Annotated in this window: 16 protein-coding genes and 3 rRNA genes; 8 read left to right on the plus strand and 11 right to left on the minus strand. The window is 64.1% G+C overall.

The genetic code is table 11. The features are described from left to right. Positions 1 to 433 precede the first annotated feature (433 nt). Positions 434 to 2269, minus strand: coding sequence for a translation elongation factor 4 (gene lepA, locus OG205_RS23630; protein ID WP_330278212.1), 1836 nt, complete (start codon positions 2267 to 2269; stop codon positions 434 to 436). A gap of 83 nt (positions 2270 to 2352) precedes the next feature. Between lepA and OG205_RS23635 the strand changes: the two genes are divergently transcribed. Beyond that, the gene (locus OG205_RS23635) at positions 2353 to 2781 is read left to right on the plus strand and encodes a type II toxin-antitoxin system PemK/MazF family toxin (protein ID WP_330270277.1); all 429 of its coding nucleotides are present in this window, start codon (positions 2353 to 2355) and stop codon (positions 2779 to 2781) included. Here the strand turns inward: OG205_RS23635 and OG205_RS23640 are convergent. From OG205_RS23640 to OG205_RS23660, 5 genes are read right to left on the minus strand one after another with little or no spacing between them, the layout of a single operon-like run. Then, positions 2766 to 2942 (minus strand): DUF397 domain-containing protein, encoded by a 177-nt coding sequence (locus OG205_RS23640; RefSeq protein ID WP_266042573.1) that lies wholly within the window; start codon positions 2940 to 2942, stop codon positions 2766 to 2768. The two genes, OG205_RS23635 and OG205_RS23640, sit on opposite strands and share 16 nt — an antisense overlap. Further along, positions 2917 to 3762 carry a helix-turn-helix domain-containing protein gene (locus OG205_RS23645; protein WP_330270278.1) on the minus strand — a complete coding sequence of 282 codons (846 nt, stop codon included), beginning with the start codon at positions 3760 to 3762 and terminating at the stop codon, positions 2917 to 2919. Before OG205_RS23645 ends, OG205_RS23640 begins: the two co-directional genes overlap by 26 nt. Before the next feature lie 59 nt (positions 3763 to 3821). Beyond that, positions 3822 to 4664, minus strand: a complete 843-nt coding sequence (locus tag OG205_RS23650) for a transglutaminase family protein (protein ID WP_330270279.1) — start codon at positions 4662 to 4664, stop codon at positions 3822 to 3824. Between the two features lie 2 nt (positions 4665 to 4666). Then, complete coding sequence (locus tag OG205_RS23655; protein ID WP_330270280.1) at positions 4667 to 5614, minus strand: alpha-E domain-containing protein; 948 nt, start codon at positions 5612 to 5614, stop codon at positions 4667 to 4669. 13 nt (positions 5615 to 5627) lie between these two features. Further along, on the minus strand, positions 5628 to 7259 hold the full coding sequence (locus OG205_RS23660; protein WP_330270281.1) for a circularly permuted type 2 ATP-grasp protein: 1632 nt from the start codon (positions 7257 to 7259) through the stop codon (positions 5628 to 5630). Between the two features lie 98 nt (positions 7260 to 7357). Between OG205_RS23660 and OG205_RS23665 the strand changes: the two genes are divergently transcribed. Further along, the gene (locus tag OG205_RS23665) at positions 7358 to 9550 is read left to right on the plus strand and encodes a P-loop NTPase fold protein (protein WP_330270282.1); all 2193 of its coding nucleotides are present in this window, start codon (positions 7358 to 7360) and stop codon (positions 9548 to 9550) included. A gap of 58 nt (positions 9551 to 9608) precedes the next feature. On the opposite strand, the gene rrf is transcribed toward OG205_RS23665, so the two are convergent. From rrf to OG205_RS23690, 5 genes are all read right to left on the minus strand, one after another. Continuing rightward, a 5S ribosomal RNA gene (gene rrf, locus OG205_RS23670) occupies positions 9609 to 9725 on the minus strand. Positions 9726 to 9838: 113 nt separating this feature from the next. Beyond that, a 23S ribosomal RNA gene (locus OG205_RS23675) occupies positions 9839 to 12921 on the minus strand. A gap of 346 nt (positions 12922 to 13267) precedes the next feature. After that, a 16S ribosomal RNA gene (locus tag OG205_RS23680) occupies positions 13268 to 14784 on the minus strand. Together the 16S, 23S and 5S rRNA genes form the textbook arrangement of a ribosomal RNA operon. Positions 14785 to 15180: 396 nt before the next feature. Then, on the minus strand, positions 15181 to 16527 hold the full coding sequence (locus tag OG205_RS23685; protein ID WP_330270283.1) for a polysaccharide lyase 6 family protein: 1347 nt from the start codon (positions 16525 to 16527) through the stop codon (positions 15181 to 15183). A 44-nt stretch (positions 16528 to 16571) separates the two neighbouring features. Beyond that, positions 16572 to 17006: an NUDIX hydrolase gene (locus OG205_RS23690; RefSeq protein WP_330270284.1), complete on the minus strand. Its 435-nt coding sequence runs from the start codon at positions 17004 to 17006 to the stop codon at positions 16572 to 16574. Between the two features lie 72 nt (positions 17007 to 17078). On the opposite strand from OG205_RS23690, the gene OG205_RS23695 reads away from it, so the two are divergent. The 6 genes from OG205_RS23695 (at position 17079) to OG205_RS23720 (ending at position 23327) form a co-directional block, all read left to right on the plus strand. Next, complete coding sequence (locus tag OG205_RS23695) at positions 17079 to 18008, plus strand: SPFH domain-containing protein (RefSeq protein WP_330270285.1); 930 nt, start codon at positions 17079 to 17081, stop codon at positions 18006 to 18008. Next, complete coding sequence (locus tag OG205_RS23700) at positions 18008 to 18223, plus strand: hypothetical protein (RefSeq protein ID WP_330270286.1); 216 nt, start codon at positions 18008 to 18010, stop codon at positions 18221 to 18223. Before OG205_RS23695 ends, OG205_RS23700 begins: the two co-directional genes overlap by 1 nt. A 68-nt stretch (positions 18224 to 18291) precedes the next feature. Continuing rightward, positions 18292 to 19644, plus strand: a complete 1353-nt coding sequence (locus tag OG205_RS23705; protein ID WP_330270287.1) for an ATP-binding protein — start codon at positions 18292 to 18294, stop codon at positions 19642 to 19644. A gap of 116 nt (positions 19645 to 19760) precedes the next feature. After that, the gene (locus tag OG205_RS23710; protein ID WP_330270288.1) at positions 19761 to 22025 is read left to right on the plus strand and encodes a glycoside hydrolase family 3 N-terminal domain-containing protein; all 2265 of its coding nucleotides are present in this window, start codon (positions 19761 to 19763) and stop codon (positions 22023 to 22025) included. Between the two features lie 125 nt (positions 22026 to 22150). After that, on the plus strand, positions 22151 to 22417 hold the full coding sequence (rpsT, locus tag OG205_RS23715) for a 30S ribosomal protein S20 (RefSeq protein ID WP_330270289.1): 267 nt from the start codon (positions 22151 to 22153) through the stop codon (positions 22415 to 22417). Between the two features lie 100 nt (positions 22418 to 22517). Further along, positions 22518 to 23327 carry a hypothetical protein gene (locus tag OG205_RS23720; protein WP_330270290.1) on the plus strand — a complete coding sequence of 270 codons (810 nt, stop codon included), beginning with the start codon at positions 22518 to 22520 and terminating at the stop codon, positions 23325 to 23327. Positions 23328 to 23335 lie beyond the last annotated feature (8 nt).

Genomic DNA, 23335 nt, shown 5'->3' on the forward strand with positions numbered 1-23335 from the left:
GCGCGATTGGAACTGACGGTTCGTCGTCCGCGACGAACGACGTTTCATCATCATCGGTTGCCGGTGGCGCATCGGAGAGGTAGTCGTAATCGTCGGGTGTGGCGGATTCAGACATCGACTGACCTCCATCGGCGCGGCACGAATTCAGGGCGCGATTCATCGCGCCACGACAAATTCGCCGCGGTGCACGATTTCGCGGTGCTCCCTTAACAGTTCTGGATGCTGTCTACGCCGCTCATCGAACGCCGCCGAACGGTCGTTACCGACGGCCGCAGGTTGAGTCCGAACGGGTGACAGAAACGGCGTGTGGCCCCAAACCGAATTTGATCACGTGGTTTTTCCAGGCCACCACTATTCCAACCCGCGCGGGATTTCCGGATACGAGAAGAGCCGGACCCGACATGCGGATCCGGCTCTTCTCGGCGGAATGAACCTACTTCTTGCCCTTCGGCTCATCAGTGGACAGCGCGGCGACGAAGGCCTCCTGCGGCACCTCGACGCGGCCGACCATCTTCATGCGCTTCTTGCCTTCCTTCTGCTTCTCGAGCAGCTTGCGCTTACGGGTGATGTCACCGCCGTAGCACTTGGCCAGCACGTCCTTGCGGATGGCGCGGATGGTCTCGCGGGCGATCACGCGGGCACCGATCGCGGCCTGGATCGGCACCTCGAACTGCTGCCTGGGGATGAGCTCACGCAGACGCGTCGCCATGCGCGTGCCGTACGCGTAGGCGTAGTCCTTGTGCACGATCGCGCTGAACGCGTCGACCGTCTCACCCTGCAGCAGGATGTCGACCTTGACGAGCTCCGCGTCCTGCTGGCCGGACTCTTCGTAGTCGAGCGACGCGTAGCCGCGGGTGCGCGACTTCAGCGAGTCGAAGAAGTCGAAGATGATTTCGCCGAGCGGCATCGTGTAGCGCAGCTCGACGCGGTCCTCCGACAGGTAGTCCATGCCGCCGAGCTGGCCGCGCTTGGACTGGCAGAGCTCCATGATCGGGCCGATGTAGTCGGACGGCGCGATGATGGTGCACTTGGTGATGGGCTCGTAGACCTCGGCGCGCTTGCCCTCCGGCCAGTCGGACGGGTTCGTCACGACGATCTCCGTGCCGTCTTCCATCACCACGCGGTACACGACGTTCGGGGCCGTGGAGATGAGGTCGAGACCGTACTCGCGCTCGAGGCGGTCGCGGGTGATCTCGAGGTGCAGCAGGCCGAGGAAGCCGCAGCGGAAACCGAAGCCCAGCGCGGCCGACGTCTCCGGCTCGTAGGTCAGGGCGGCGTCGTTGAGCTGGAGCTTGTCCAACGCCTCGCGCAGCTCCGGGTAGTCCGAGCCGTCGACCGGGTACAGGCCGGAGTAGACCATCGGACGGGGCTCGCGGTAGCCGGCCAGCGGCTCCGTGGCGCCCTTGCGCTCCGACGTGACGGTGTCGCCGACCTTGGACTGGCGCACGTCCTTCACACCGGTGATCAGGTAACCCACCTCGCCGACGCCGAGGCCCTGCGACGGCTTGGGCTCCGGCGAGACGATGCCGACCTCGAGGATCTCGTGGGTCGCACCGGTCGACATCATCTTGATGCGCTCGCGCGGCGTGATCTTGCCGTCGACGACGCGGATGTAGGTGACGACGCCGCGGTAGGTGTCGTAGACCGAGTCGAAGATCATCGCGCGGGCCGGGGCGTCGGCGCTGCCGACGGGGGCCGGCACCTTCTTCACGACCTCGTCGAGCAGCGCGCCGACGCCGAGACCGGTCTTCGCGGACACGCGCAGCACCTCGTCCGGCTCACAGCCGGTGATGTGCGCGATCTCCTTCGCGTACTTGTCCGGGTCCGCGGCGGGCAGGTCGATCTTGTTCAGCACCGGGATGATGGTGAGGTCGTTCTCCATCGCCAGGTACAGGTTCGCCAGCGTCTGCGCCTCGATGCCCTGCGCGGCGTCGACCAGCAGCACGGCGCCCTCACAGGCCTCCAGTGCGCGGGACACCTCGTAGGTGAAGTCGACGTGACCAGGCGTGTCGATCATGTGCAGGACGTGGTCCTGCCCGTCGAGCTGCCACGGCAGGCGCACGTTCTGCGCCTTGATGGTGATGCCGCGCTCCCGCTCGATGTCCATGCGGTCCAGGTACTGCGCCCGCATCGCCCGCGCGTCGACCACGCCGGTGAGCTGCAGCATGCGGTCGGCCAGCGTCGACTTGCCGTGGTCGATGTGCGCGATGATGCAGAAGTTCCGGATGAGCTCCGGCGGCGTGAAGGTCGTGTCGGCGAACGAGGTCAAGGCAGTCCTCAACAGGAAATCGGACGGGTGTCCCCTTATGGTCCCATAGAGGTCGCTGTGCCCTGCACCACTAGGGTGCGTCCGTGCAGACGAACGGTGAAGACCCCCGCCCGGCGAAGGGCGCGGTCCGTGAGGTTTTCGACGCGGCACAGGCCGCCAAGCTGGACTACGCGCCCACCATGGACGGCGACGCCGACCCTGGCGAGGTCGTGTGGGCGTGGGTGCCCTTCGAGGAGGACGCCAACCGCGGCAAGGACCGCCCGCTGCTGGTCGTGGGCCATGCGGGCAGCGACCTCGTGGCGCTGATGCTCTCGTCGAAGGAGCCGCGCGACGACTTCCTGGAACTGGGCGCGGGCGCCTGGGACCGCGAGGGCAGGCCCTCCTACCTGCGCCTCGACCGCGTCTTCGCCCTCGACTCGGACGACGACATCCGGCGTGAGGGTGCCGTGCTGGCACCCGCCGCCTTCGGCCAGGTCGTGGACGCCCTACGCGAACGTCACGGCTGGCGCTGAACGAACGCACGCCACGCGGGTGCGCTGAAGCTCAGCGTGCCCGCGTCGGCGTTCTTGGAGTCACGAACCAGCACGTCGTGGCCGAACGCCACCTCGACGCACTCGCCGCCCTCGGTTGCTCCGCTGTAGCTGCTCTTACGCCAGACGCGGTCCCCGGCCATCGAATTCCTCTCGCGGTGGGCTGACGTACTCCGCCAACTTCGTCCGCGATTGTCCCGCATCCAACGCGACCTGATCCAGATGGTCGAAGAGGAGCCTGGTCCGCGCGATGGCGCCCGGATCCTGCACGAACACGTTCACGAGATCGGCCTCGCAGTAGACCGCTGACGTCGACTTCTCATACGACCACAAGACGCAGCCTGACGACGGCACCACGACGTCCGCGGGCACGATCCGGATGTCCTGTGCGGAGAAGAGCAGCTTGGCGTACTGGTCCTCCATGATCTGGTCGTTTCCGACCGTCTGCCGGAGCGCCAACTCGTGGACGTAGAACAAGCAAGTCGGCCGATCATGTCGTCGCAGGATCGCCTGCCGCTCGATGCGGAACCGCACGAGGTTCGGGATCCGCTCCTCGGGGACGAATCCGCCCAGCCTGTACAGGGCATCGGCGTACTCCGACGTCTGAACCAGCCCCGGCACACCCCTCGGGGAGTAGCTGGTCATCGTCTTGGCCGTGGACTCGGCGAACGCGACTATTCGCAGATCCTCGTGCACCTGCACGACGTACTCCTCGAAGGCGTTCTTGTAGCGCCTTCGGAAGTCCTCGAAGAAGTCGATGTCCTTGCCGCACATCGTCAGGAACTGCACCAGGTCGATCTCGCTGGCGCGCGCCTTGCCCTTCTCGATGTTGGTCACCTTGCTCGGGTGCCAGCCCAATCGCACGGCCATGTGGGCACCGCCCAGATCGGTACACGTCTCCCGAAGCCGGCGCAGTTCGTCGCCCAAAGCCCTGCTGCACGCGGTCGATGTGATCACAGTCATAGGGCGACGCTAGGGATTGCCCTTGCTCCAAAATAGAGCCTCGTTCGGGTGAAAACGTCCTACGCGAGGCGCGTGATGTCGACCGTCACCTCCAACGCGGTCGCCGCGCTACCCGAGTAGATCCCCTTCAACGGAGCCACATCCGCGTAGTCGCGGCCGAGCGCGACCCACACGTGCCGAGGCCCGACCGGCATCGCGTTCGTGGGGTCGTACCCCCACCATCCGCCGGTCCAAGCCTCGATCCACGCGTGCGACTCGCCGCGCACCGTCTCTCGCAGCGCGCCGTCCTTCTTCGTGTGCAGGTATCCGGACACATAGCGCGCCGGAATCCCCATGCCGCGCAACAACACCAACGTCAGATGCGCGAAGTCCTGGCAGACGCCCTTCTTCTCCTGCCACGCGTCGACGGCCGAGCTGTGCACGCCGGTCGACCCTGGCTGGTACGTCAACTGCTCCCACACCCACTGCGACGCCGCGAGCACCGCACCCGAGGGCGACTGCCCCTTCTTCAGGTCGCGTGCCACGGCCAGCAGGTCGCGGTTGCGCGGCGTGTAGCGCGTGGGCTCGAGGAACTCCGTGTAGCGGTCAACGATGTTCTCCGCGCGCACGTCGCCCCACGTGCCCGTGGTCACCGGTTCGATCTCCGCGCTCGTCTCGACGACCGATGACGCGACGACCTGCAGTTCCTTGTGCGGTGCGTGGAGGTCGAACGACGTGACCTCCGTGCCCCAGTAGTCCGTGTACCGGTACGCACGGGTCGCAGGGGTGGTCTCGACGCGTGAGACGACCACGTTCTGTCGGCGGTCACCACGCGGTGTCAGTCGCGCCTCGTTGTACGACTGCACGACGGGTGCGTCGTACTGGTAACCCGTCGTGTGCACGACACGTACTCGCCAGCTCATGGTCAGCCCACCTCGGTGTTCGTCCAGGCAACCCACTGCGCCACGTGGAAGTACTGCTGCGACACGGCTTCACCGACATCACGAACCGTCTTCTGCAACGCCGCCAGCCGCTTCGGCAGGTCGTCCAGCAGATCGTGCGGCCGCAGGAACTCCAGCTCACTGCGAGCCTGGCCCAGCAACCGGAGCGCCTCCGCCCGCGCCCCCACGCGCACCGACGGCTGGTTCTCCAGCTGCTCCAAACAGGCCTCGGCCTGCCTCAGCGCGTGGAACACCGACCGCGGGAACAGCCTGTCCAGCAACAGGAACTGCACCACTCTCGACGCGTCCAACGCGCCGCGGTACGTCCTCAGGTACGTGTCGTGCGCACCGGCCGACCGCAAAACCGTGACCCAACCAGGAGAAGACGCCTTGTCTCCCACACGAGCCAACAGCAGCCGCACGATCATGTCGACGCGTTCGACAGACCGTCCCAGCACGAGGAACCGCCAGCCATCGTCCCGTGACATCGTGGAGTCGGCCAGGCCCGCGAACATCGCCGCCCGTTCCTCGACAAAGCTGAAGAACGCGTGCGGTCCCATCGTGCGCGCGTAGGTCTGCCGTTCCGCGACGGCGTTCCACATCGCGTTGAGGCACTCCCACATTTCGGTCGACACGACCTCACGAGCACCACGTGTGTTCTCGCGCGCGCTGTTGACCGACGACACGATGGAACTGGGGTTGTCCTTGTTGTAGGCCACCAGTTCCGTGAGCGACCACACGTCGAACTGGTCGGCCCCGGGCGGCGGCTTGATGCCCAGAACCGTCAGCAACTGCCGCGACGTCGCGTCAGGGTCGACGGTCGCGTCCTCCAGCAGCTGGTGGACCGAGACGTCCAGAATGCGCGCCGTGTCGTCGGCCCGTTCAACGTAACGGCCGATCCAGTACAGCGACTCCGCGTTGCGTGCCAGCATTTCGCGCGCCTCCTTACTGCTGCTGTTGTTGCTGTTGCTGGGAAGTGGACAGCTCAGGCCCCTGCTCGGCGGCAGCGGCCTCCATCTCGCCCGGCCCGGCCAGCCCGGGCTCCGCGAGCTCCCGTTCCTGGTTCGACGACTTCGCCGCCAGCACCCAGGTGTCCTTGGACCCGCCGCCCTGCGAGGAGTTCACGATGAGACTCCCCTCCGGCAACGCCACGCGAGTGAGCCCGCCGGGCAGCACGAAGATGAAGTTGCCGTCGTTCACCGCGAACGGCCGCAGGTCGACGTGCCGCGGAGCCAGCCTGTCCCCGATCTTGGTCGGCACGGTGCTCAGCTGCACCACGGGCTGCGCGATCCACCCGCGAGGGTTGCTCTTGATCCGCTTCCGCAGCGAGTTCAGCTCCCGGACCGTCGCGTCCGGCCCGAACACGATCCCGTACCCGCCAGACCCCTCGACGGGCTTCACGACGAGCTCGTCGAGGCAGTCGAACACGTGCGCCCGCTCCTCGGACAGCCAGCACCGGAACGTGTCGACGTTCGGCAGCAACGGCTTCTCGTGGAGGTAGTACTGCACGATCTCCGGCATGTACGTGTAGACGAGCTTGTCGTCCGCCACCCCGTTGCCCACCGCGTTGGCCACGACGACGTTGCCCGCCCGTGCCGCGTTCAACAGCCCGGCGATGCCCAGCACCGAGTCCGGCCGGAAGTGCACGGGATCGAGGAAGTCGTCGTCGATGCGCCGATAGACGACGTCGACCTGGCGCTCCCCCTCGGTCGTCCGGAGGTAAACGAAGTTGTCGCGGCAGAACAGATCCCGCCCCTCGACCAACTCCACACCCATCTGCCGCGCGAGCAGCGAGTGCTCGAAGTACGCGCTGTTGCCGAGACCCGGCGTCAGCACAACAACGTTTGGATCCGCCGCGTTAGGCGCGGCAGCGTTGCGGAGTGCCCTCAGCAGATGCACCGCGTAATCACCCACGGCGCGCACGCGATGCCGTGCGAACAGATCGGGAAACACCCGCGCCATCGTCCGCCGGTTCTCCATGACGTAGGAAACGCCACTAGGACAGCGCAGATTGTCTTCAAGAACCCGGAACGTCCCCTGCTCGTCCCGCACCAGGTCCACACCCGACACGTGGATGCGCACCCCGTTGGGCGGACTGATGCCGGCGGCCTCCCGATGGAAGTGCTCGCAGCTCGTAATGAGACGTCGAGGCAACACTCCGTCCCGAACGATCTGCGCGTCGCCGTAGATGTCCGCGAGGAACATCTCCATCGCCCGCACCCGTTGAACGATGCCTTTTTCGAGCTTCGACCACTCACTCGCGGTGATGATCCGAGGAATCAGATCAAGCGGAAACGGCCGTTCCTGACCGCTCAGCGAGAACGTGATCCCTTGGTCGACAAAGGCCCGCCCCAACGCTTCAGAGCGCGCATTCAGCTCGTTGACCTGCGACGGAGCCACCGACTCGTACAGCGCGCGGTAAGCACTCCGCACCCCGTTGTCGGTGGAGAACATCTCGTCGTACGCGCCGGCGTGCGGCCGTTCCGGATTCAGATAGCCGTTGAACAGCTCACCGAGCCTCGGCGTGGTGACCGTGCGGCTGCTGCGCAGTCCTGAGGTGCGGGCTCGGCGTTCCATGGTCCACATCTTCACCCTGTTCAGGCCGATTTCGCACTAGTCCGACCGGACAGAAACCTGCCGGAAACGAAACTCGTCCCTTTCCCGACCTTGCAGGCGTGACCTCAGCCGAGCCGCAGCGGATGGAACTCGAACGCACGATCGAGCTCAAATCACCCATCACCGGCCTCTCGGGAGGCGACGACGACACAGCCGACCAAGAGATTTCGGTGTACTTCGAGGAGCAACGGGCGCAAACGTTCGACTTGGCCACCGGTGAACTCGTTCTCGAGATACCCGACTCCCTCATGGAGAGACCACCCAGGCCACAACGCTCTCTGACCACAGAGGACTTCCGGATCAACGCCGACGGCCCGGACATCCTGGTGACCTCCAGTTCCGGTCTGTCCCGTCGGCTGATCGGGCACGGCACGCCTGTCACCACGTTGAGCCTGTTCCTCACTCCAGGTGCGCCGATGCTGCTGTCGGGGAGCGAGGGCGGCTCGATCCGGATCTGGAACCCGCGCACCGGCGAGCTCGTGAGCCAGAGTGCGCCGTGCAGGGTCTCCGCGCTGCTCGTGTTCACGGGACCGGACGGCCGGCCACGTATCGCGTCGGGCGGCCGTACCGGAAAGCTGCGCGTGTGGAACCCACGGCTGCCATGGGGCCCGCTGACCGGCCTGGTGTCGACCCACGGGTTCAGCGACCGGGTGGCACAGCAGGACCTGCTCGGCCGCGGCGCACTGGTGGAAGCGCTCAGGGACATGCTCCGGCCGAGAGGTGTGGACGCACCGACCATCATCACGGTCGAAGGCGCGTGGGGTTCGGGTAAGAGCACACTGCTGGAGCTCGTCAAACGCAAGCTGTCCCCACCGCCGCTGCGGATTCCGAAGGGGCGCAGGCTCACCGTGTTCGGCGCGGACCTCCTGCTGTGGCATCCGCACACCAGGAAGAAGCCGAAGCCCTCGAAATCCCTGCCGGAGTCCAGGCCTGTCCTCGTGTCGTTCAACCCGTGGCGGCACCAGTCGAGCGAACAGGTGTGGGCAGGACTCGCAAAGGCCGTGACGGAGGCCGCCGAGTCGGTGATCATGCCGCATCAGAACGCCCGCGAGCGGTACTGGTTCACCCGCAACGCCGGCCGCGTCGACCGCCGGCACCTCCAGCGTCAGCTGTGGCGGCGCACCCTCTCGCCTTTCCTGTCGCTGGCGGCCCTGGGGTTCGGGCTGTCGGTGCTCAACGCCCTCACCAACCTGAAGTTCGGCTGGGCGTGGTGGGTGACCGCGGGCCTCGCGTCCACCGGGGTGCTGCACACGGGATGGCGATACCTGTTCGCCAGGGCCTCGGCGTTCCTGCCGGGTGAGCTGTTCGCCGGCCCCGTGGCGAGCAACGCTTTCGCAGGCACCACAACAGATCCGCTGATCCGTGATCCCTACTACAACGCCCGCGCCGGTTACCTCTACCTCGTGCAGCACGACGTCGAGGCGTTGGTGAAGGACCTGGCTGCCAGTCATCACGAGCTGATCCTGTTGATCGACGATCTCGACCGCTGCACACCCCGCACGACGGCGCAGGTGTTCGAGGCGATCAACGTGTTCCTGTCGGACGACTTCCCGGCCACGAGGTTCGTGCTGGGGCTCGACACCACGGTCGTCGCCGCCCACGTCGACTACGCCTACAAGGAGCTCGCCGACGCGAAGATCGTGACGCATCCCGACGATCCGAGTCCTGGGTGGACGTTCCTGCGCAAGCTGGTCCAACTCCCGGTGAGGCTGCCTCGGGCCACGACGCACAACGTCGACCAGGTGCTGTTGTCCCAACTCGGCCCGGTGCATCGCGAAGACGAGACCACCCCGGCCGAGGCCGAGCCTGAGCGGATCTTGTTCTCGATGTCCGAGATCGCGGCCCTCAGCAGGATGGGGAAGTCCGTCGTCGCGATCGAGCAGCACCCAGAGGTCCGGGAACATCTGCGCCGACGGCTCAGAGCTCAGCCTGAGCAGTCGGTGCGGGAGGAGAAACGGCTGCTCAACGTCTGGCAGTTCTACCTGCGAATGCTCGGCACAGTGGACGCTGAGGAAGCCGGCCACCTGGTCGCCGTCGCAGAGATCGCCACGCGCTGGCCAGCGTATCTGCACCGGACGCGCGGTGCCTGGCAGGAACTGGCCGACGCGGTCGAGGACGACGTCCAGTGGGGCGCGACGATCGCCAGGCTGGGTTTCGCCTACTCGGACCGCCGACCCGCGGCGAGCCTGCGGGACCTGCTGCGCGACTGCGATGCGCCGGCGGTCGCGGAGCTGGCGAACAGATTGTTCTAGAACATGAAAAAGCCCTGCGGGGAGCGCTCAATGGCGCTCGACCCGCAGGGCAAATTAAGTTCGGCGGCGACCTACTCTCCCACACCGTAACCAGTGCAGTACCATCGGCGCAGAAGGGCTTAACTACCGGGTTCGGAATGGGACCGGGTGTTTCCCCAACGCTATAACCACCGAAACACTATGGAATTCAACCTAGAACCCCGATCCAACAGACCCCAGAAGGCCCGTAGCGGGTTCGATCGGTTCTGGTTGTTCTTCCAGAACCGCACAGTGGATGCGTAGCGTCTTTGTAACAAGTCCTCGGCCTATTAGTACCAGTCAGCTCCAACCGTTACCGGTCTTCCACCTCTGGCCTATCAACCCAGTGGTCTAGCTGGGGGCCTTAACCCACGAAGGGTGGGATACCTCATCTTGGAACGAGCTTCCCGCTTAGATGCCTTCAGCGGTTATCCCTTCCGAACGTAGCCAACCAGCAATGCTCTTGGCAGAACAACTGGCACACCAGCGGTCCGTCCGTCCCGGTCCTCTCGTACTAGGGACAGCCTTCCTCAAGTATCCTACGCGCGCGGCGGATAGGGACCGAACTGTCTCACGACGTTCTAAACCCAGCTCGCGTACCGCTTTAATGGGCGAACAGCCCAACCCTTGGGACCTACTCCAGCCCCAGGATGCGACGAGCCGACATCGAGGTGCCAAACCATCCCGTCGATATGGACTCTTGGGGAAGATCAGCCTGTTATCCCCGGGGTACCTTTTATCCGTTGAGCGACCACGCTTCCACAAGCCATGGCCGGATCACTAGTTCCGACTTTCGTCCCTGCTCGACCCGTCAGTCTCACAGTCAAGCTCCCTTGTGCACTTGCACTCAACACCTGATTGCCAACCAGGCTGAGGGAACCTTTGAGCGCCTCCGTTACTCTTTGGGAGGCAACCGCCCCAGTTAAACTACCCACCAGGCACTGTCCCTGATCCGGATCACGGACCGAGGTTAGACATCCAATACGACCAGAGTGGTATTTCAACGTTGACTCCACACTGACTGGCGTCAGCGCTTCACAGTCTCCCACCTATCCTACACAAGCCGAATCGAACACCAATACCAAGCTATAGTAAAGGTCCCGGGGTCTTTCCGTCCTGCCGCGCGTAACGAGCATCTTTACTCGTAATGCAATTTCGCCGGGCCTGCGGTTGAGACAGTCGAGAAGTCGTTACGCCATTCGTGCAGGTCGGAACTTACCCGACAAGGAATTTCGCTACCTTAGGATGGTTATAGTTACCACCGCCGTTTACTGGCGCTTAAGTTCTCAGCTTCGCCCCGAAGGACTAACCGGTCCCCTTAACGTTCCAGCACCGGGCAGGCGTCAGTCCATATACATCGTCTTGCGACTTCGCATGGACCTGTGTTTTTAGTAAACAGTCGCTTCTCGCTGGTCTCTGCGGCCGTCTCGCCCTAGCCTGCAAGAGGCTTCAAGCGCTACGGCCCCCCTTCTCCCGAAGTTACGGGGGCATTTTGCCGAGTTCCTTAACCACAGTTCGCCCGATCGCCTTGGTATTCTCTACCTGACCACCTGTGTCGGTTTGGGGTACGGGCCGCGTGAAAGCTCGCTAGAGGCTTTTCTCGGCAGCATGGGATCACTCTACTTCGCCTCAATCGGCTACGCATCACGTCTCAGCCTATGTGAACTGCGGATTTGCCTACAGTTCGGCCTACACGCTTGCACCAGTACTACCACTCACTGGCGGAGCTACCCTCCTGCGTCACCCCATCGCTTGACTACTACAAGTTCAGTTCCCGCGCTCCACAGTCCCCATCGGCCCGAAGGCTTTCAGGAGGTGCTTTGGGCGGTTAGTATCACAAGGTTCATCATGGGCGCGTTCACACGGGTACGGGAATATCAACCCGTTGTCCATCGACTACGCCTGTCGGCCTCGCCTTAGGTCCCGACTTACCCTGGGCGGATTAGCCTGGCCCAGGAACCCTTGGTCATCCGGCGGACGAGTTTCTCACTCGTCTTTCGCTACTCATGCCTGCATTCTCACTCGCATAGCGTCCACGGCTGGATTACTCCGCCGCTTCAACCGCTACACGACGCTCCCCTACCCATCCCGAGTAAACTCGAAATGACACAGCTTCGGTGGTGTGCTTAAGCCCCGCTACATTGTCGGCGCAGGACCACTTGACCAGTGAGCTATTACGCACTCTTTAAAGGGTGGCTGCTTCTAAGCCAACCTCCTGGCTGTCTGTGCGACCCCACATCCTTTCCCACTTAGCACACACTTAGGGACCTTAGCTGGCGTTCTGGGCTGTTTCCCTCTCGACTACGAACCTTATCGCCCGCAGTCTCACTGCCGCGCTCTCACACCACGGTATTCGGAGTTTGGTTGATTTCGGTAAGCTTGTAGGCCCCCTAGACCATCCAGTGCTCTACCCCCGTGGTGAAACACACGACGCTGCACCTAAATGCATTTCGGGGAGAACCAGCTATCACGGTGTTTGATTGGCCTTTCACCCCTAACCACAGCTCATCCCCCAGGTTTTCAACCCTGGTGGGTTCGGGCCTCCACGCGGTCTTACCCGCGCTTCACCCTGGCCATGGCTAGATCACACCGCTTCGGGTCTAGACCACGCGACTCAAGCGCCCTATTCAGACTCGCTTTCGCTACGGCTACCCCACACGGGTTAACCTCGCCACGTAGCACTAACTCGCAGGCTCATTCTTCAAAAGGCACGCCGTCACCCCTAAAGGCTCCGACGGATTGTAGGCACACGGTTTCAGGTACTATTTCACTCCCCTCCCGGGGTACTTTTCATCTTTCCCTCACGGTACTAGTCCGCTATCGGTCACCAGGGAGTATTTAGGCTTAGCGGGTGGTCCCGCCAGATTCACAGCGAATTTCACGAGTACGCTGCTACTTGGGAACACTCTAAACAGACGATAGGTTTTCGAGTACGGGAGTTTCACCCTCTACGCTCACGCTTTCCAGACGTATTCCTCTAACCACACGTTTTCTGACTGTTTGCCAGTTCGGCAGAACTGACCAAGAGGTCCCACGACCCCGTACACGCAACCCCTGCCGGGTATCACACGAATACGGTTTAGCCTCATCCGCTTTCGCTCGCCACTACTCACGGAATCACGGTTGTTTTCTCTTCCTGCGGGTACTGAGATGTTTCACTTCCCCGCGTTCCCTCCACATACCCTATGTGTTCAGGTATGGGTGAACCCACATGACTGGGTCCGGGTTTCCCCATTCGGAAATTCTAGGATCTCAGCTCGGTTGACAGCTCCCCTAGACTTTTCGCAGTCTCCTACGTCCTTCATCGGCTCCTGGTGCCAAGACATCCACCGTATGCCCTTACTAACTTGCTACAAAGATGCTCGCATCCACTGTGCAGTTCTCAAAGAACAATCAGATCTCTCCGCACTACTGCGAACGCCGACCAAGTCCAATGACTAGGTGGTTCATCCGCGGCAGAGAGCCGATCACCGAAAGACACACAAAAGCGTGTTCTCTCAGGACCCAACAGCGTACCGATCTGTTCACCCAGCCCCCCGATGACCTTTCCACGCAGGCAAGCCTGCAGTACTCACTCATCCGGCAACCGGACGTCTAGCCAGCCAGCATCCACTAATGAGCCCACCCAGCATCAAGGCTGGTGTGGTTCTGACCGATGCTCGGAACGTTTGCCCAAGATCATCGGTAGATGCTCCTTAGAAAGGAGGTGATCCAGCCGCACCTTCCGGTACGGCTACCTTGTTACGACTTCGTCCCAATCGCCAGTCCCACCTTCGACCGCTCTCCCCCTTGCGGGTTGAGCCACGGGCTTCGGGTGTTACCGACTTTCGTGACGTGACGGGCGGTGTGTACAAGGCCCGGGAACGTATTCACCGCAGCGTTGCTGATCTGCGATTACTAGCGACTCCGACTTCACGGGGTCGAGTTGCAGACCCCGATCCGAACTGAGACCGGCTTTATGGGATTCGCTCCACCTCACGGCTTAGCAGCCCTTTGTACCGGCCATTGTAGCATGTGTGAAGCCCTGGACATAAGGGGCATGATGACTTGACGTCATCCCCACCTTCCTCCGAGTTGACCCCGGCAGTCTCCCATGAGTCCCCGGCATTACCCGCTGGCAACATGGAACGAGGGTTGCGCTCGTTGCGGGACTTAACCCAACATCTCACGACACGAGCTGACGACAGCCATGCACCACCTGTGAACCAGCCACAAGGGAGGCTCTATCTCTAGAGCTTTCTAGTCCATGTCAAGCCCAGGTAAGGTTCTTCGCGTTGCATCGAATTAATCCACATGCTCCGCCGCTTGTGCGGGCCCCCGTCAATTCCTTTGAGTTTTAGCCTTGCGGCCGTACTCCCCAGGCGGGGTGCTTAATGCGTTAGCTGCGGCACAGAGGGCGTGGAAGCCCCCCACACCTAGCACCCACCGTTTACGGCGTGGACTACCAGGGTATCTAATCCTGTTCGCTCCCCACGCTTTCGCTCCTCAGCGTCAGTGTCGGCCCAGAGACCCGCCTTCGCCACCGGTGTTCCTCCTGATATCTGCGCATTTCACCGCTACACCAGGAATTCCAGTCTCCCCTGCCGAACTCAAGTCTGCCCGTATCGACCGCAAGCTTGGAGTTAAGCCCCAAGTTTTCACGGCCGACGCGACAAACCGCCTACGAGCTCTTTACGCCCAATAATTCCGGACAACGCTCGCACCCTACGTATTACCGCGGCTGCTGGCACGTAGTTAGCCGGTGCTTCTTCTGCAGGTACCGTCACTTGCGCTTCGTCCCTGCTGAAAGAGGTTTACAACCCGAAGGCCGTCATCCCTCACGCGGCGTCGCTGCATCAGGCTTTCGCCCATTGTGCAATATTCCCCACTGCTGCCTCCCGTAGGAGTCTGGGCCGTGTCTCAGTCCCAGTGTGGCCGGTCACCCTCTCAGGCCGGCTACCCGTCGTCGCCTTGGTAGGCCATTACCCCACCAACAAGCTGATAGGCCGCGGGTCCATCCCATACCGCCTGAACTTTCCACCACAAGACATGCATCCCGTGGTCGTATCCGGTATTAGACCTCGTTTCCAAGGCTTATCCCAGAGTACAGGGCAGGTTACCCACGTGTTACTCACCCGTTCGCCGCTCGTGTACCCCGAAGGGCCTTACCGCTCGACTTGCATGTGTTAAGCACGCCGCCAGCGTTCGTCCTGAGCCAGGATCAAACTCTCCAATAAGGATTGTGTTTGATCGCTCCAGACGGAATATGTCTGGCATCAATCTGGTCTTGCCTCAAAGGAACTACCTCGACGAGGAGGTAATTCATATATTACTGGCTGTGTTTCGGCACGCTGTTGAGTTCTCAAAGAACACGCGCTCACCGGTTCCAGTCTCCGTTTCCGGAGGCTTTCTCTCGGGGCTGTGTTTGAAGCTTATTTGGTGTTGCTTCCCGGTGTCAAATCGGCCTCTTGGAGGCTCTTTGTCTTCCGGTTTTTTGGCCAGGCCCGTTCCGGTCTGTATTTCCCGGCCCGCTTCGCTCTGACATGGAGAACATTACACGGGGCTGTTTCGATCTCCAAATCGGGGGGTCCTGGTGACCGCGAAACGTGCGATCACCAGGACAAATGCGTTCGTCAGGGCGCGGAGACCCCGACATCGGCCTTCGTCAGCGGCTTCCGCACCGCCGACGAGTTGTACTCATCCGCCCCGACATCAGGCTTGCCCGCGCGTGGCTGCGGGTCGAAGTCACGCGTCACATAGGAGTAGGTGCCCACCGACGCGTCGATGGCAGGACTACCGGAAGACAGCCGGAGCAGCCCGTTGGCGTCCTTCACCAGCTTCGGGTCCACGGACTTGTAACCGGACGCCGGCATGTTGCCGCCGGTCCCGCCCCAGATGACGTTGCCCTCGTACTTCACGGTCGAACCGGAGTGCATGGATACGACGCCACCCGAAGAACCCTTGATGACGTTGTTCGCGAGCACGCAGTCCTTCGGCTTGAAGTCCCCGCCGTCGCTGTCGACCACCGCGCCGGTACCGATCAGAGTGTTGAACGCGACCGTCACGCGGTCAGGACGATCGTGCAGCTTCGAGTCGGGGCCGCTGTCGGCCTCCTTGCCGGAGCCGAACACGATCGCGCGGTCCTTGGTGGTCTCCACGTAGTTGTTGATGACCTTGTGGTCGTTTCCGTGGAAGCGGATGCCGCTGTTGAACAGCAGGTTGCCCTCGACCGTGGTGCGGTGGCCGTGACGCAGGACGATGTAGCCCTTGCTGTTGCGGATCGTGTTGTAGCGGACGATGTTGTCCGACGACTTGATCGAGATGGCCTCGGCGTCGCCGTCCGCCTTCTCGAACAGGTTGTGCTCGACGATCGCGTTCGCCGACTTCGACTGCTTGTGGCTGTAGCCGAGCCGGATCGACTCACCGCCGTTCGCGCCGGTGAACTGGTGGTTGTAGAAGTAGTTGTGGTGGATCCACGACCGCTTGGCGATCTCGCTGCCGGGGCCGGTGATCTGCAGGTAGACGCCCTCGTTGTTCCGGTTCTGGAACGTGTTGTGGTCGATCTGGACGTCGTCGGCGCTCACGCTGAGCGAAGCGCCGTCCTTGTTCCCCGAGTACGTGTTGCGGGTGATGCGCGTGGCCTGCGCTTCCGCCGGTACCGAGAGCGTGCTGGTTCCGTTGAAGACGAAGCCCTCGATTGTCACGTCTCGAACGGCTCCGAGTTCGAAGCCGCCACGGGTGAACACCGTGCCGCCGACGGTCTGCGCGGCGACGGTGATGCCCGATTTGGTGATCTTGATGGGTCGGTCGGCGGTGTGCAGGCCCTGGGCCAGCACGATGCGCTGACCGGCTCGCGCGGTGTCGAGAGCGGCCTGCAGGGAGGACACGCTCGAGACGCTGACGACAGCCGCGTGGGCCGGCACGTGAACGAAGGACGACAGCAGGGCGGCCGCGCCGACTGCGGCCAGTGATCGGATCATTCGCCAACTCCATTGGAGGCAAGTTGGCGGCGGTAGAACGAAATCTACCGCAAGATTCCGGCAGGTGGGGCAGTCCGATACAAACCAAGGGCCGTATCGAGGGACGGCACGCGGTCCAGTTGTCCGACCTCTGCCACGGGGAACCAATGCGCGAGGTCGGTCGAGCCGCCCACCTCGTTGCGCAGCTCGCCGCCCACGATCCGCACCTCGTACATGATGCGAAGCGCGTGGTAGTCGCGGTCCGGCTCCTCGCGGAACTCGGAGTCGATGCCGAGCAGGCGGAGCACCTCGACGGTGTGGCCGGTCTCCTCCTCGAACTCCCGGATGACCCCGTCGTACGGGTGCTCGCCGTGGTCGATGCCGCCTCCGGGCAGGATCCAACGTTTGCCCTTTGGGCCAATCCAGCGCGCCAGCAGGATCTCGTCGTCGTCGTTGATGCAGACCCCGTACGCGGCCACGCGCTGCTTCTTCGCCCTCATGCGATCCAGCCTAACTGGCGATCACCCGCGAAAAGTGATATCACTTAGCTACTACTTCGATAGGGGGTCCGAATGAGCGCGACGATCGAAGCGACAGTGCACATGCCCGCACCTGCCGTCCGTGAGAAGCACGCGCGGGAGCTGTCGGGTCTGCCGATGTTCTTCGCAGGGTTGGCGGTGTTCGCATTGGCTGTGTGGACGATCATCAAGGGGATCGACTACGCCGTGACGACCGAAGAGGCGCCGGTGGGGTGGATGATCGCCAGCGTTCTGCTGGTGCTGGCGGCGGCGCTGATCTGGAAGGGGCTCTTCACGGTCGCGCCCGGCGAGGTGCGGGTGTTGCAGTTCCTCGGCCGTTACGTGGGTACGGTGCGCACGGACGGTCTGCGGTGGGCGAATCCGATCACCACGCGGGAGAAGATCTCCGTCCGGATCCGCAACCACGAGACCGCGACGTTGAAGGTGAACGACGCCGACGGCAACCCGATCGACATCGCCGCCGTCGTCGTGTGGCAGGTCGAGGACACTGCGCGCGCACGGTTCGAGGTCGACGACTTCGTACGGTTCGTCGGCATCCAGACCGAGACCGCGGTGCGGCACATCGCGAACAGCTACCCGTACGACAACCACGAGGAGACCGGTCTTTCACTGCGGGAGAACGCGGACGAGATCACCGAGACGCTCGCGATCGAGATCTCGGCACGGGTGCAGTCCGCGGGCGTGAAGGTGATCGAGTCGCGGCTCACGCACCTCGCGTACGCGCCGGAGATCGCCCACGCGATGTTGCAGCGGCAGCAGGCGAGCGCGGTCGTCGCGGCGCGGACCCGGATCGTCGAGGGTGCCGTCGGCATGGTCGAACTCGCGCTGGCCCGGCTCGCCGAGCACGACGTCGTGGAGCTCGACGAGGAACGCAAGGCGGCGATGGTGTCGAACCTGCTCGTCGTCCTGTGCGGTGACCGATCCACCCAGCCCGTGGTGAACGCGGGATCGCTCTACACCTGATGGCTGAGCGTAAAAGCGTTCTGCTCAGGCTGGACCCGGCGGTGCACGACGCGTTGAGCAGGTGGGCGAACGACGAGCTGCGCAGCACCAACGCGCAGATCGAGTTCCTGCTGCGACGTGCGCTGGCGGAAGCCGGCCGGTTGCCCGACGGGGCAAAGAAAATGCCGCGTCGAGGCAGGCCACCGAAGGATCCTGAGCAGAACGCCGAGGACTGACCGGACGGTCGTGCGTACGGTGGAAATCGATGACAGATCTCCACACATCTGACGCACGATCGCTTGCGTTGGCTCTGCAGGGGTTGTTGGAGGAGGCCAGGAAACTGGTCTCCGACGGCGCGGAGTCGACGCTGGTCCGGAAGGTCTCCGGGCACATGGGCATTCCGATGGCACAGGTTCCCACCGTGACGGCCAAGTTCATGGCCTGGGAGCACGTCAACGTCCACCGCGGGATCGAGACGTACCTCGCCGAGCACTCTCCGGAGGCGGAGTGGTTCGGCATAGCGGGAAAGCGCGCGTTCCAGTACCTCGTGGACATGGTGAGCGGGGCGGTCCACGACGGCAGCTTCGGGCTCGGGCCCGTCGACTACGCGACGGTGGCCACCGGTCCCGACACCGCGGTCGAGGCGGTGCAGCTCGGGCTGGTCCTCTCGCGGTCACCGGACGGTGAGCCGGTGGTCCTCGCGTTGCAGGGTCCGGGAGAGGACTGCGACTCGCTCTGTTCGTTGCAGGTGCTGGCAGGGTCGAGAGAGATCGCGACGGCCACGCGTGAGGCGGTCGAGAGACAGATCGCGCGGCACAACCTGTTCCAGGGCAAGGTGATGGCGTTCGGACTCAGCGAGCACCGGCGCAATCAGCTCCTCACCTTCCTGCCAAGACCGTCCTTGCAACCCGAGGACGTTGTTCTGCCCGAGGGCGTGCTGGACGCGATCGAACGCCACGTCGTGCGCACGGCCGAACAAAGCGCACGGCTGAAGGCACACGGACAACACCTGAAACGCGGACTGCTGCTCCACGGACCGCCCGGCACCGGCAAGACGCACACGATCCGGTACCTGATGGGACGGCTGGAGTCCTCGACGGTGATCGTGCTGAGCGGCGTCGCGATGCTGAAGCTCCTGAAGGTGGCGACGTCGATGGCACGAAAGCTCGCACCGTCGGTGATCGTCGTCGAGGACGTGGACCTGATCGCCGAGGACCGGCGGCACACCGAGTCGGGAAGCCCGGCGTTGTTCGAGCTGCTGAACGAGATGGACGGCATCGGTTCCGAGGCGGACGTGACGTTCGTGCTCACCACCAACCGCGTGGACGTGCTGGAGCAGGCCCTCACCCAGCGGCCCGGCCGGATCGACCTCGCGACGCACGTGCCGTTGCCCGACGCGGACGCCCGCGAACGGCTGCTGCGCCTCTACGCCTCCGGCACCGATCTCGATCTTTCGGACGCCTCGGCGATCGTGGCGGCGAGCGAGGGCGTGACGGCGTCGTTCGTGAAGGAACTCGTGCGGCGGGCGACGCTGCTCGCGTTGGACGAGCAACCGGGTGTCGGACGCGTGCGACTCGACGAGGCCACGATCTCGGCCGCGCTGGCCGGACTGATGGAAGAAAAACAGTTGTTGACGCGCACTCTCCTGGGCGGCTGAACAGGCGTTTCACCAGCATGAAAACGCTGTCATTTAGTTCATCCGTTCGGGGGTGTTTTGACCGACTCCTCCACGCGATCGTGTGCGGCGGGCGCACCGGGGTACGTGGAGGAGTCTTGTCTTTGTTCTCCCGCAAGCGCGCTGGTTTCGGCGTGCTGGGCGTTGCTGTGGTGATCGCGTCGCTGACACCGGCGGGTGGTCTGGCGGCGGGTAAAGAGATCTATTTGGACAGTCGGGCGTCAACGGAGCGACGGGTCGAGGACCTGCTGCGCAGAATGACGGTCGAGGAGAAGATCGGGCAGATGGCCCAGATCCGCGTCGGGAAGCTGCGCGGTGACTGCAACAACGTCAACGGGCCGTTGGTCGACTCCTGCCTGAAGGCGGTGCTCGCGGACGCGCACGTCGGTTCGATCCTGTCCGGCGGCGGTGACGCGCCGCTCGACAACACGCCCAGGGCGTGGGCCGAGATGAACAACGCGATCCAGCGCTATGCGTTGGAGAACAACAGGTTGAAGATCCCGATCATCTACGGCGCGGACGGCGTGCACGGGCACAACAACGTCATCTCGGCGACGATGTTCCCGCACCAGATCGGGCTCGGTGCGACGTGGGATCCCGGGCTGCAGGAGAAGATCGGCGTGTCGGCGTCGAAGGCGTTGCGCGCGACCGGTGTCTTCTGGAACTTCGCGCCGGTGTCGGACATCGCGCGGGACACGCGCTGGGGCCGTTTCTACGAGACCTACAGCGAGGACCCGTTCCTGGCCGGGCAGCTGGCGGCGGCGAACGTGCGCGGGCAGCAGTCCAAGGTGGACGACACCGCGCAGCTGACCGCGACGGCGAAGCACTTCGCCGGGTACTCGGCGCCGGCGAACGGGCACGACCGCGCGGCGGCGCAGATCCCGATCCGGCAGTTGCAGGACCTCGTGCTGCCGTCGTTCCAGGCGCAGTTCGACGCGGGCGTGAAGACCGTGATGATCAACTCCGGCTCGCTCAACGGTGTGCCGGTGCACGCGTCGAAGTACATGCTGCAGACGCAGCTGCGCGACAAGATGGGCTTCAAGGGCGTCGCGGTCTCGGACTGGCAGGACATGAAGTACCTGGTGGACCGGCACAAGGTCGCGCCCGACTACAAGACGGCGATCGCGATGAGCGTCAACGCCGGTGTGGACATGGCGATGGAACCGTCGAACGCGGCCGAGTTCACGTCGTTGCTGCTGGCGAACGTTCGCGACGGTTCCGTGTCGCGCGGGCGGATCGACCAGGCCGTGCGGCGGGTGCTGAAGCTCAAGTTCGACCTGGGGCTGTTCGAGAAGCCGTACGTGGACCCGGCGAAGGCCGACGGCAACGTGGTGAACGTGGATCGCTCGCTGGCTCGCCAGGCGGCCGCCGAGGGCACCGTGCTGCTGAAGAACGACGGTGTGCTGCCTCTTTCGTCGTCTGCCAAGAAGATCGTCGTGACCGGTGAGACCGCGGACGACGTGCGCCGCCAGCTCGGTGGCTGGACCGTCGAGTGGCAGGGCGTGCCGGACGACTCGCCGTTGCCGCCGACCGCGACCGTGCTGGCCGGTGTGCGCGAGGCCGTTCCTGGTGCGTCCGTCGTGCACGCTCCGACTCAGGCCGCGGCGGTGGCTGAGGCGGACGGCGCGGACGCGGTGGTCGTCGTGCTGGGTGAGAAGCCCGGTGCGGAGGGTCCCGCCGACACGGAGAACCCGGTGCTGACGCCCGAGCAGCAAGCGTGGGTGGACGCGGCGCAGGCGACCGGCAAGCCGGTGGTCGTGGTGCTGCTGACCGCGCGTCCGCAGGTGCTCGGTGCGGCGGCGGACGCGAACGCGCTGGTCGCGGGCTGGTTGCCCGGTAGCGAGGGTGGCCGTGCGATCGCCGACGTGCTGTTCGGCGCGGTGAACCCGAGTGGCAAGCTGCCGGTGTCGTGGCCGAAGGCGCTGGGCGACCCGACGCTGACCTACGACCAGTTGCCCGGCGCGAACACCTCGGCGGGCGCGAAGTACGACCCGCTCTACGCGTTCGGGCACGGGCTGTCGTACACGTCTTTCACGACCTCGGGGACCTCGGTGTCCGTTGATCGTCACAACGGCGTGGTGAAGTTCACGGTGGCGAACACCGGTGGGCGTGCGGGCACCACTGTGGTGCCCGTCTACGTGCGTCAGCCGGCCTCCCCCGTGCTCACGCCGGACGCCCGGCTGGTGGGCTTCACGCGCGTGGAACTCGCCGCGGGACAGTCGAAGCAGGTAGAGGTGTCGTTCAAGCTCTCGCAGCTGGCCCTGACCGTCGGCGACGTGGACGGCGACGGACGGCGTGAGGTCGCCCGCGGCGGCTACGAGGCCGTGGTGGGTGCCGAGAAGGCCACCTTCACGGTGCGCTGAGCTGGCCTGATATCCTTCGTCGTCGTGAACGCGCGGCTCTCCGCCGTGGAGGAGACCTGGCCCTTGTGGCCGGTGCCGACGTAGCGCGTCACGAACTCCGGTTTCGACAAGAAGGGTGATGTCGCATGGCGAACATCAAGTCCCAGCTCAAGCGGATCAAGACCAACGAGAAGGCTCGCCTTCGCAACAAGTCGGTCAAGTCGTCCCTGAAGACGGCTGTCCGCAAGTTCCGCGAGGCTGCCGAGGCCGGTGACAAGGCGAAGGCCCTGGAGATGCTGCAGGACGCGTCCCGCAAGCTCGACAAGGCCGCCAGCAAGGGCGTCATCCACGCCAACCAGGCCGCCAACAAGAAGTCGGCGATGGCACTGCGCGCGAACTCCCTCGAGGGCTGATCTCGCTCGTAGCTCGCATCGAGCTTCTGCAAAGGGCTCCACTTCCTCGCGGAGGTGGAGCCCTTTCGCGTGTTGTCTCGGGCACGGTAGGCGTAGCTCCATGGAATCGCTTCCGCGCATCGACTTCGTCGAGCTCCACGATCTCGACGGCACGCCGGCCGTGTTGCGCACGCTGCACACGGAGTCCATCACGACCATCTACCGGCTCACGGATGCCGCACGCGAGTACGCACGCCCGTTGGCACTGGCTCTGTGGTCGGGCGCGGACCACCGGATCGTCGACCTCTGCGCCGGTTCGGGCGGGCCGGTGCCACTGATCCAGCGCCGGCTGCACGCCTCGGGTGTCCACACCCAGGTCACGCTGACGGACCTGGTGCCGAACGTGCCCGCTTTCGAACGCGTCGCCGCGGGAAACCGGCGTCGGCTGCCGGACCCGTGCTGCTCGGTCGATCACGTGCCGTCGCCGGTCGACGCCACGGACTGCCTGTTGGAAGGGACGCGGACGATCTACGGCGCCTTCCACCACTTCCCGCCCGCGCTGGCCACGCGCATGTTGCAGAACGCCGTCGACACACAGCAGCCGATGGTCGTCGTGGACACCAAGCGTTCTTGGCTCTACGTGCTGGTCTTCCCGTTCTTCCTGACGCTGGCCGTGCTGCTGGCGGCGCCGTTCCAGCGCAATCCCCTGCCGCACTACCTGCTGCGGCTGGTGCTGACCTACGTCGTTCCGGTGCTGCCGTTCATGATGTTCTGGGACAGCGTCGTGTCGTTCCTGCGCATGTACGGGCGCGCGGAACTGCGGCGGATGGTCGACGGCCTCGACGGCACCGAGTCGTTCGCGTGGACGATCGGCGTCGAACCCGGCTTCACGGGAGCCCAGTACCTGATCGGGATACCGCGCTCGCCGTGATCTCGCGG

It is taken from the genome of Lentzea sp. NBC_00516, from assembly GCF_036346835.1.
GTDB lineage: Bacteria > Actinomycetota > Actinomycetes > Mycobacteriales > Pseudonocardiaceae > Lentzea > Lentzea sokolovensis.

Excerpts from the sequence above, each read along its gene's own strand:
- OG205_RS23640 (WP_266042573.1), bottom strand. The coding sequence starts at position 2,942 with ATGGCCGGGGACCGCGTCTGGCGTAAGAGCAGCTACAGCGGAGCAACC.
- OG205_RS23645 (WP_330270278.1), bottom strand. The coding sequence starts at position 3,762 with ATGACTGTGATCACATCGACCGCGTGCAGCAGGGCTTTGGGCGACGAA.
- OG205_RS23650 (WP_330270279.1), bottom strand. The coding sequence starts at position 4,664 with ATGAGCTGGCGAGTACGTGTCGTGCACACGACGGGTTACCAGTACGAC.
- OG205_RS23655 (WP_330270280.1), bottom strand. The coding sequence starts at position 5,614 with ATGCTGGCACGCAACGCGGAGTCGCTGTACTGGATCGGCCGTTACGTT.
- OG205_RS23660 (WP_330270281.1), bottom strand. The coding sequence starts at position 7,259 with ATGGAACGCCGAGCCCGCACCTCAGGACTGCGCAGCAGCCGCACGGTC.
- OG205_RS23685 (WP_330270283.1), bottom strand. The coding sequence starts at position 16,527 with ATGATCCGATCACTGGCCGCAGTCGGCGCGGCCGCCCTGCTGTCGTCC.
- OG205_RS23690 (WP_330270284.1), bottom strand. The coding sequence starts at position 17,006 with ATGAGGGCGAAGAAGCAGCGCGTGGCCGCGTACGGGGTCTGCATCAAC.
- OG205_RS23695 (WP_330270285.1), top strand. The coding sequence starts at position 17,079 with ATGAGCGCGACGATCGAAGCGACAGTGCACATGCCCGCACCTGCCGTC.
- OG205_RS23700 (WP_330270286.1), top strand. The coding sequence starts at position 18,008 with ATGGCTGAGCGTAAAAGCGTTCTGCTCAGGCTGGACCCGGCGGTGCAC.
- rpsT (WP_330270289.1), top strand. The coding sequence starts at position 22,151 with ATGGCGAACATCAAGTCCCAGCTCAAGCGGATCAAGACCAACGAGAAG.
- OG205_RS23720 (WP_330270290.1), top strand. The coding sequence starts at position 22,518 with ATGGAATCGCTTCCGCGCATCGACTTCGTCGAGCTCCACGATCTCGAC.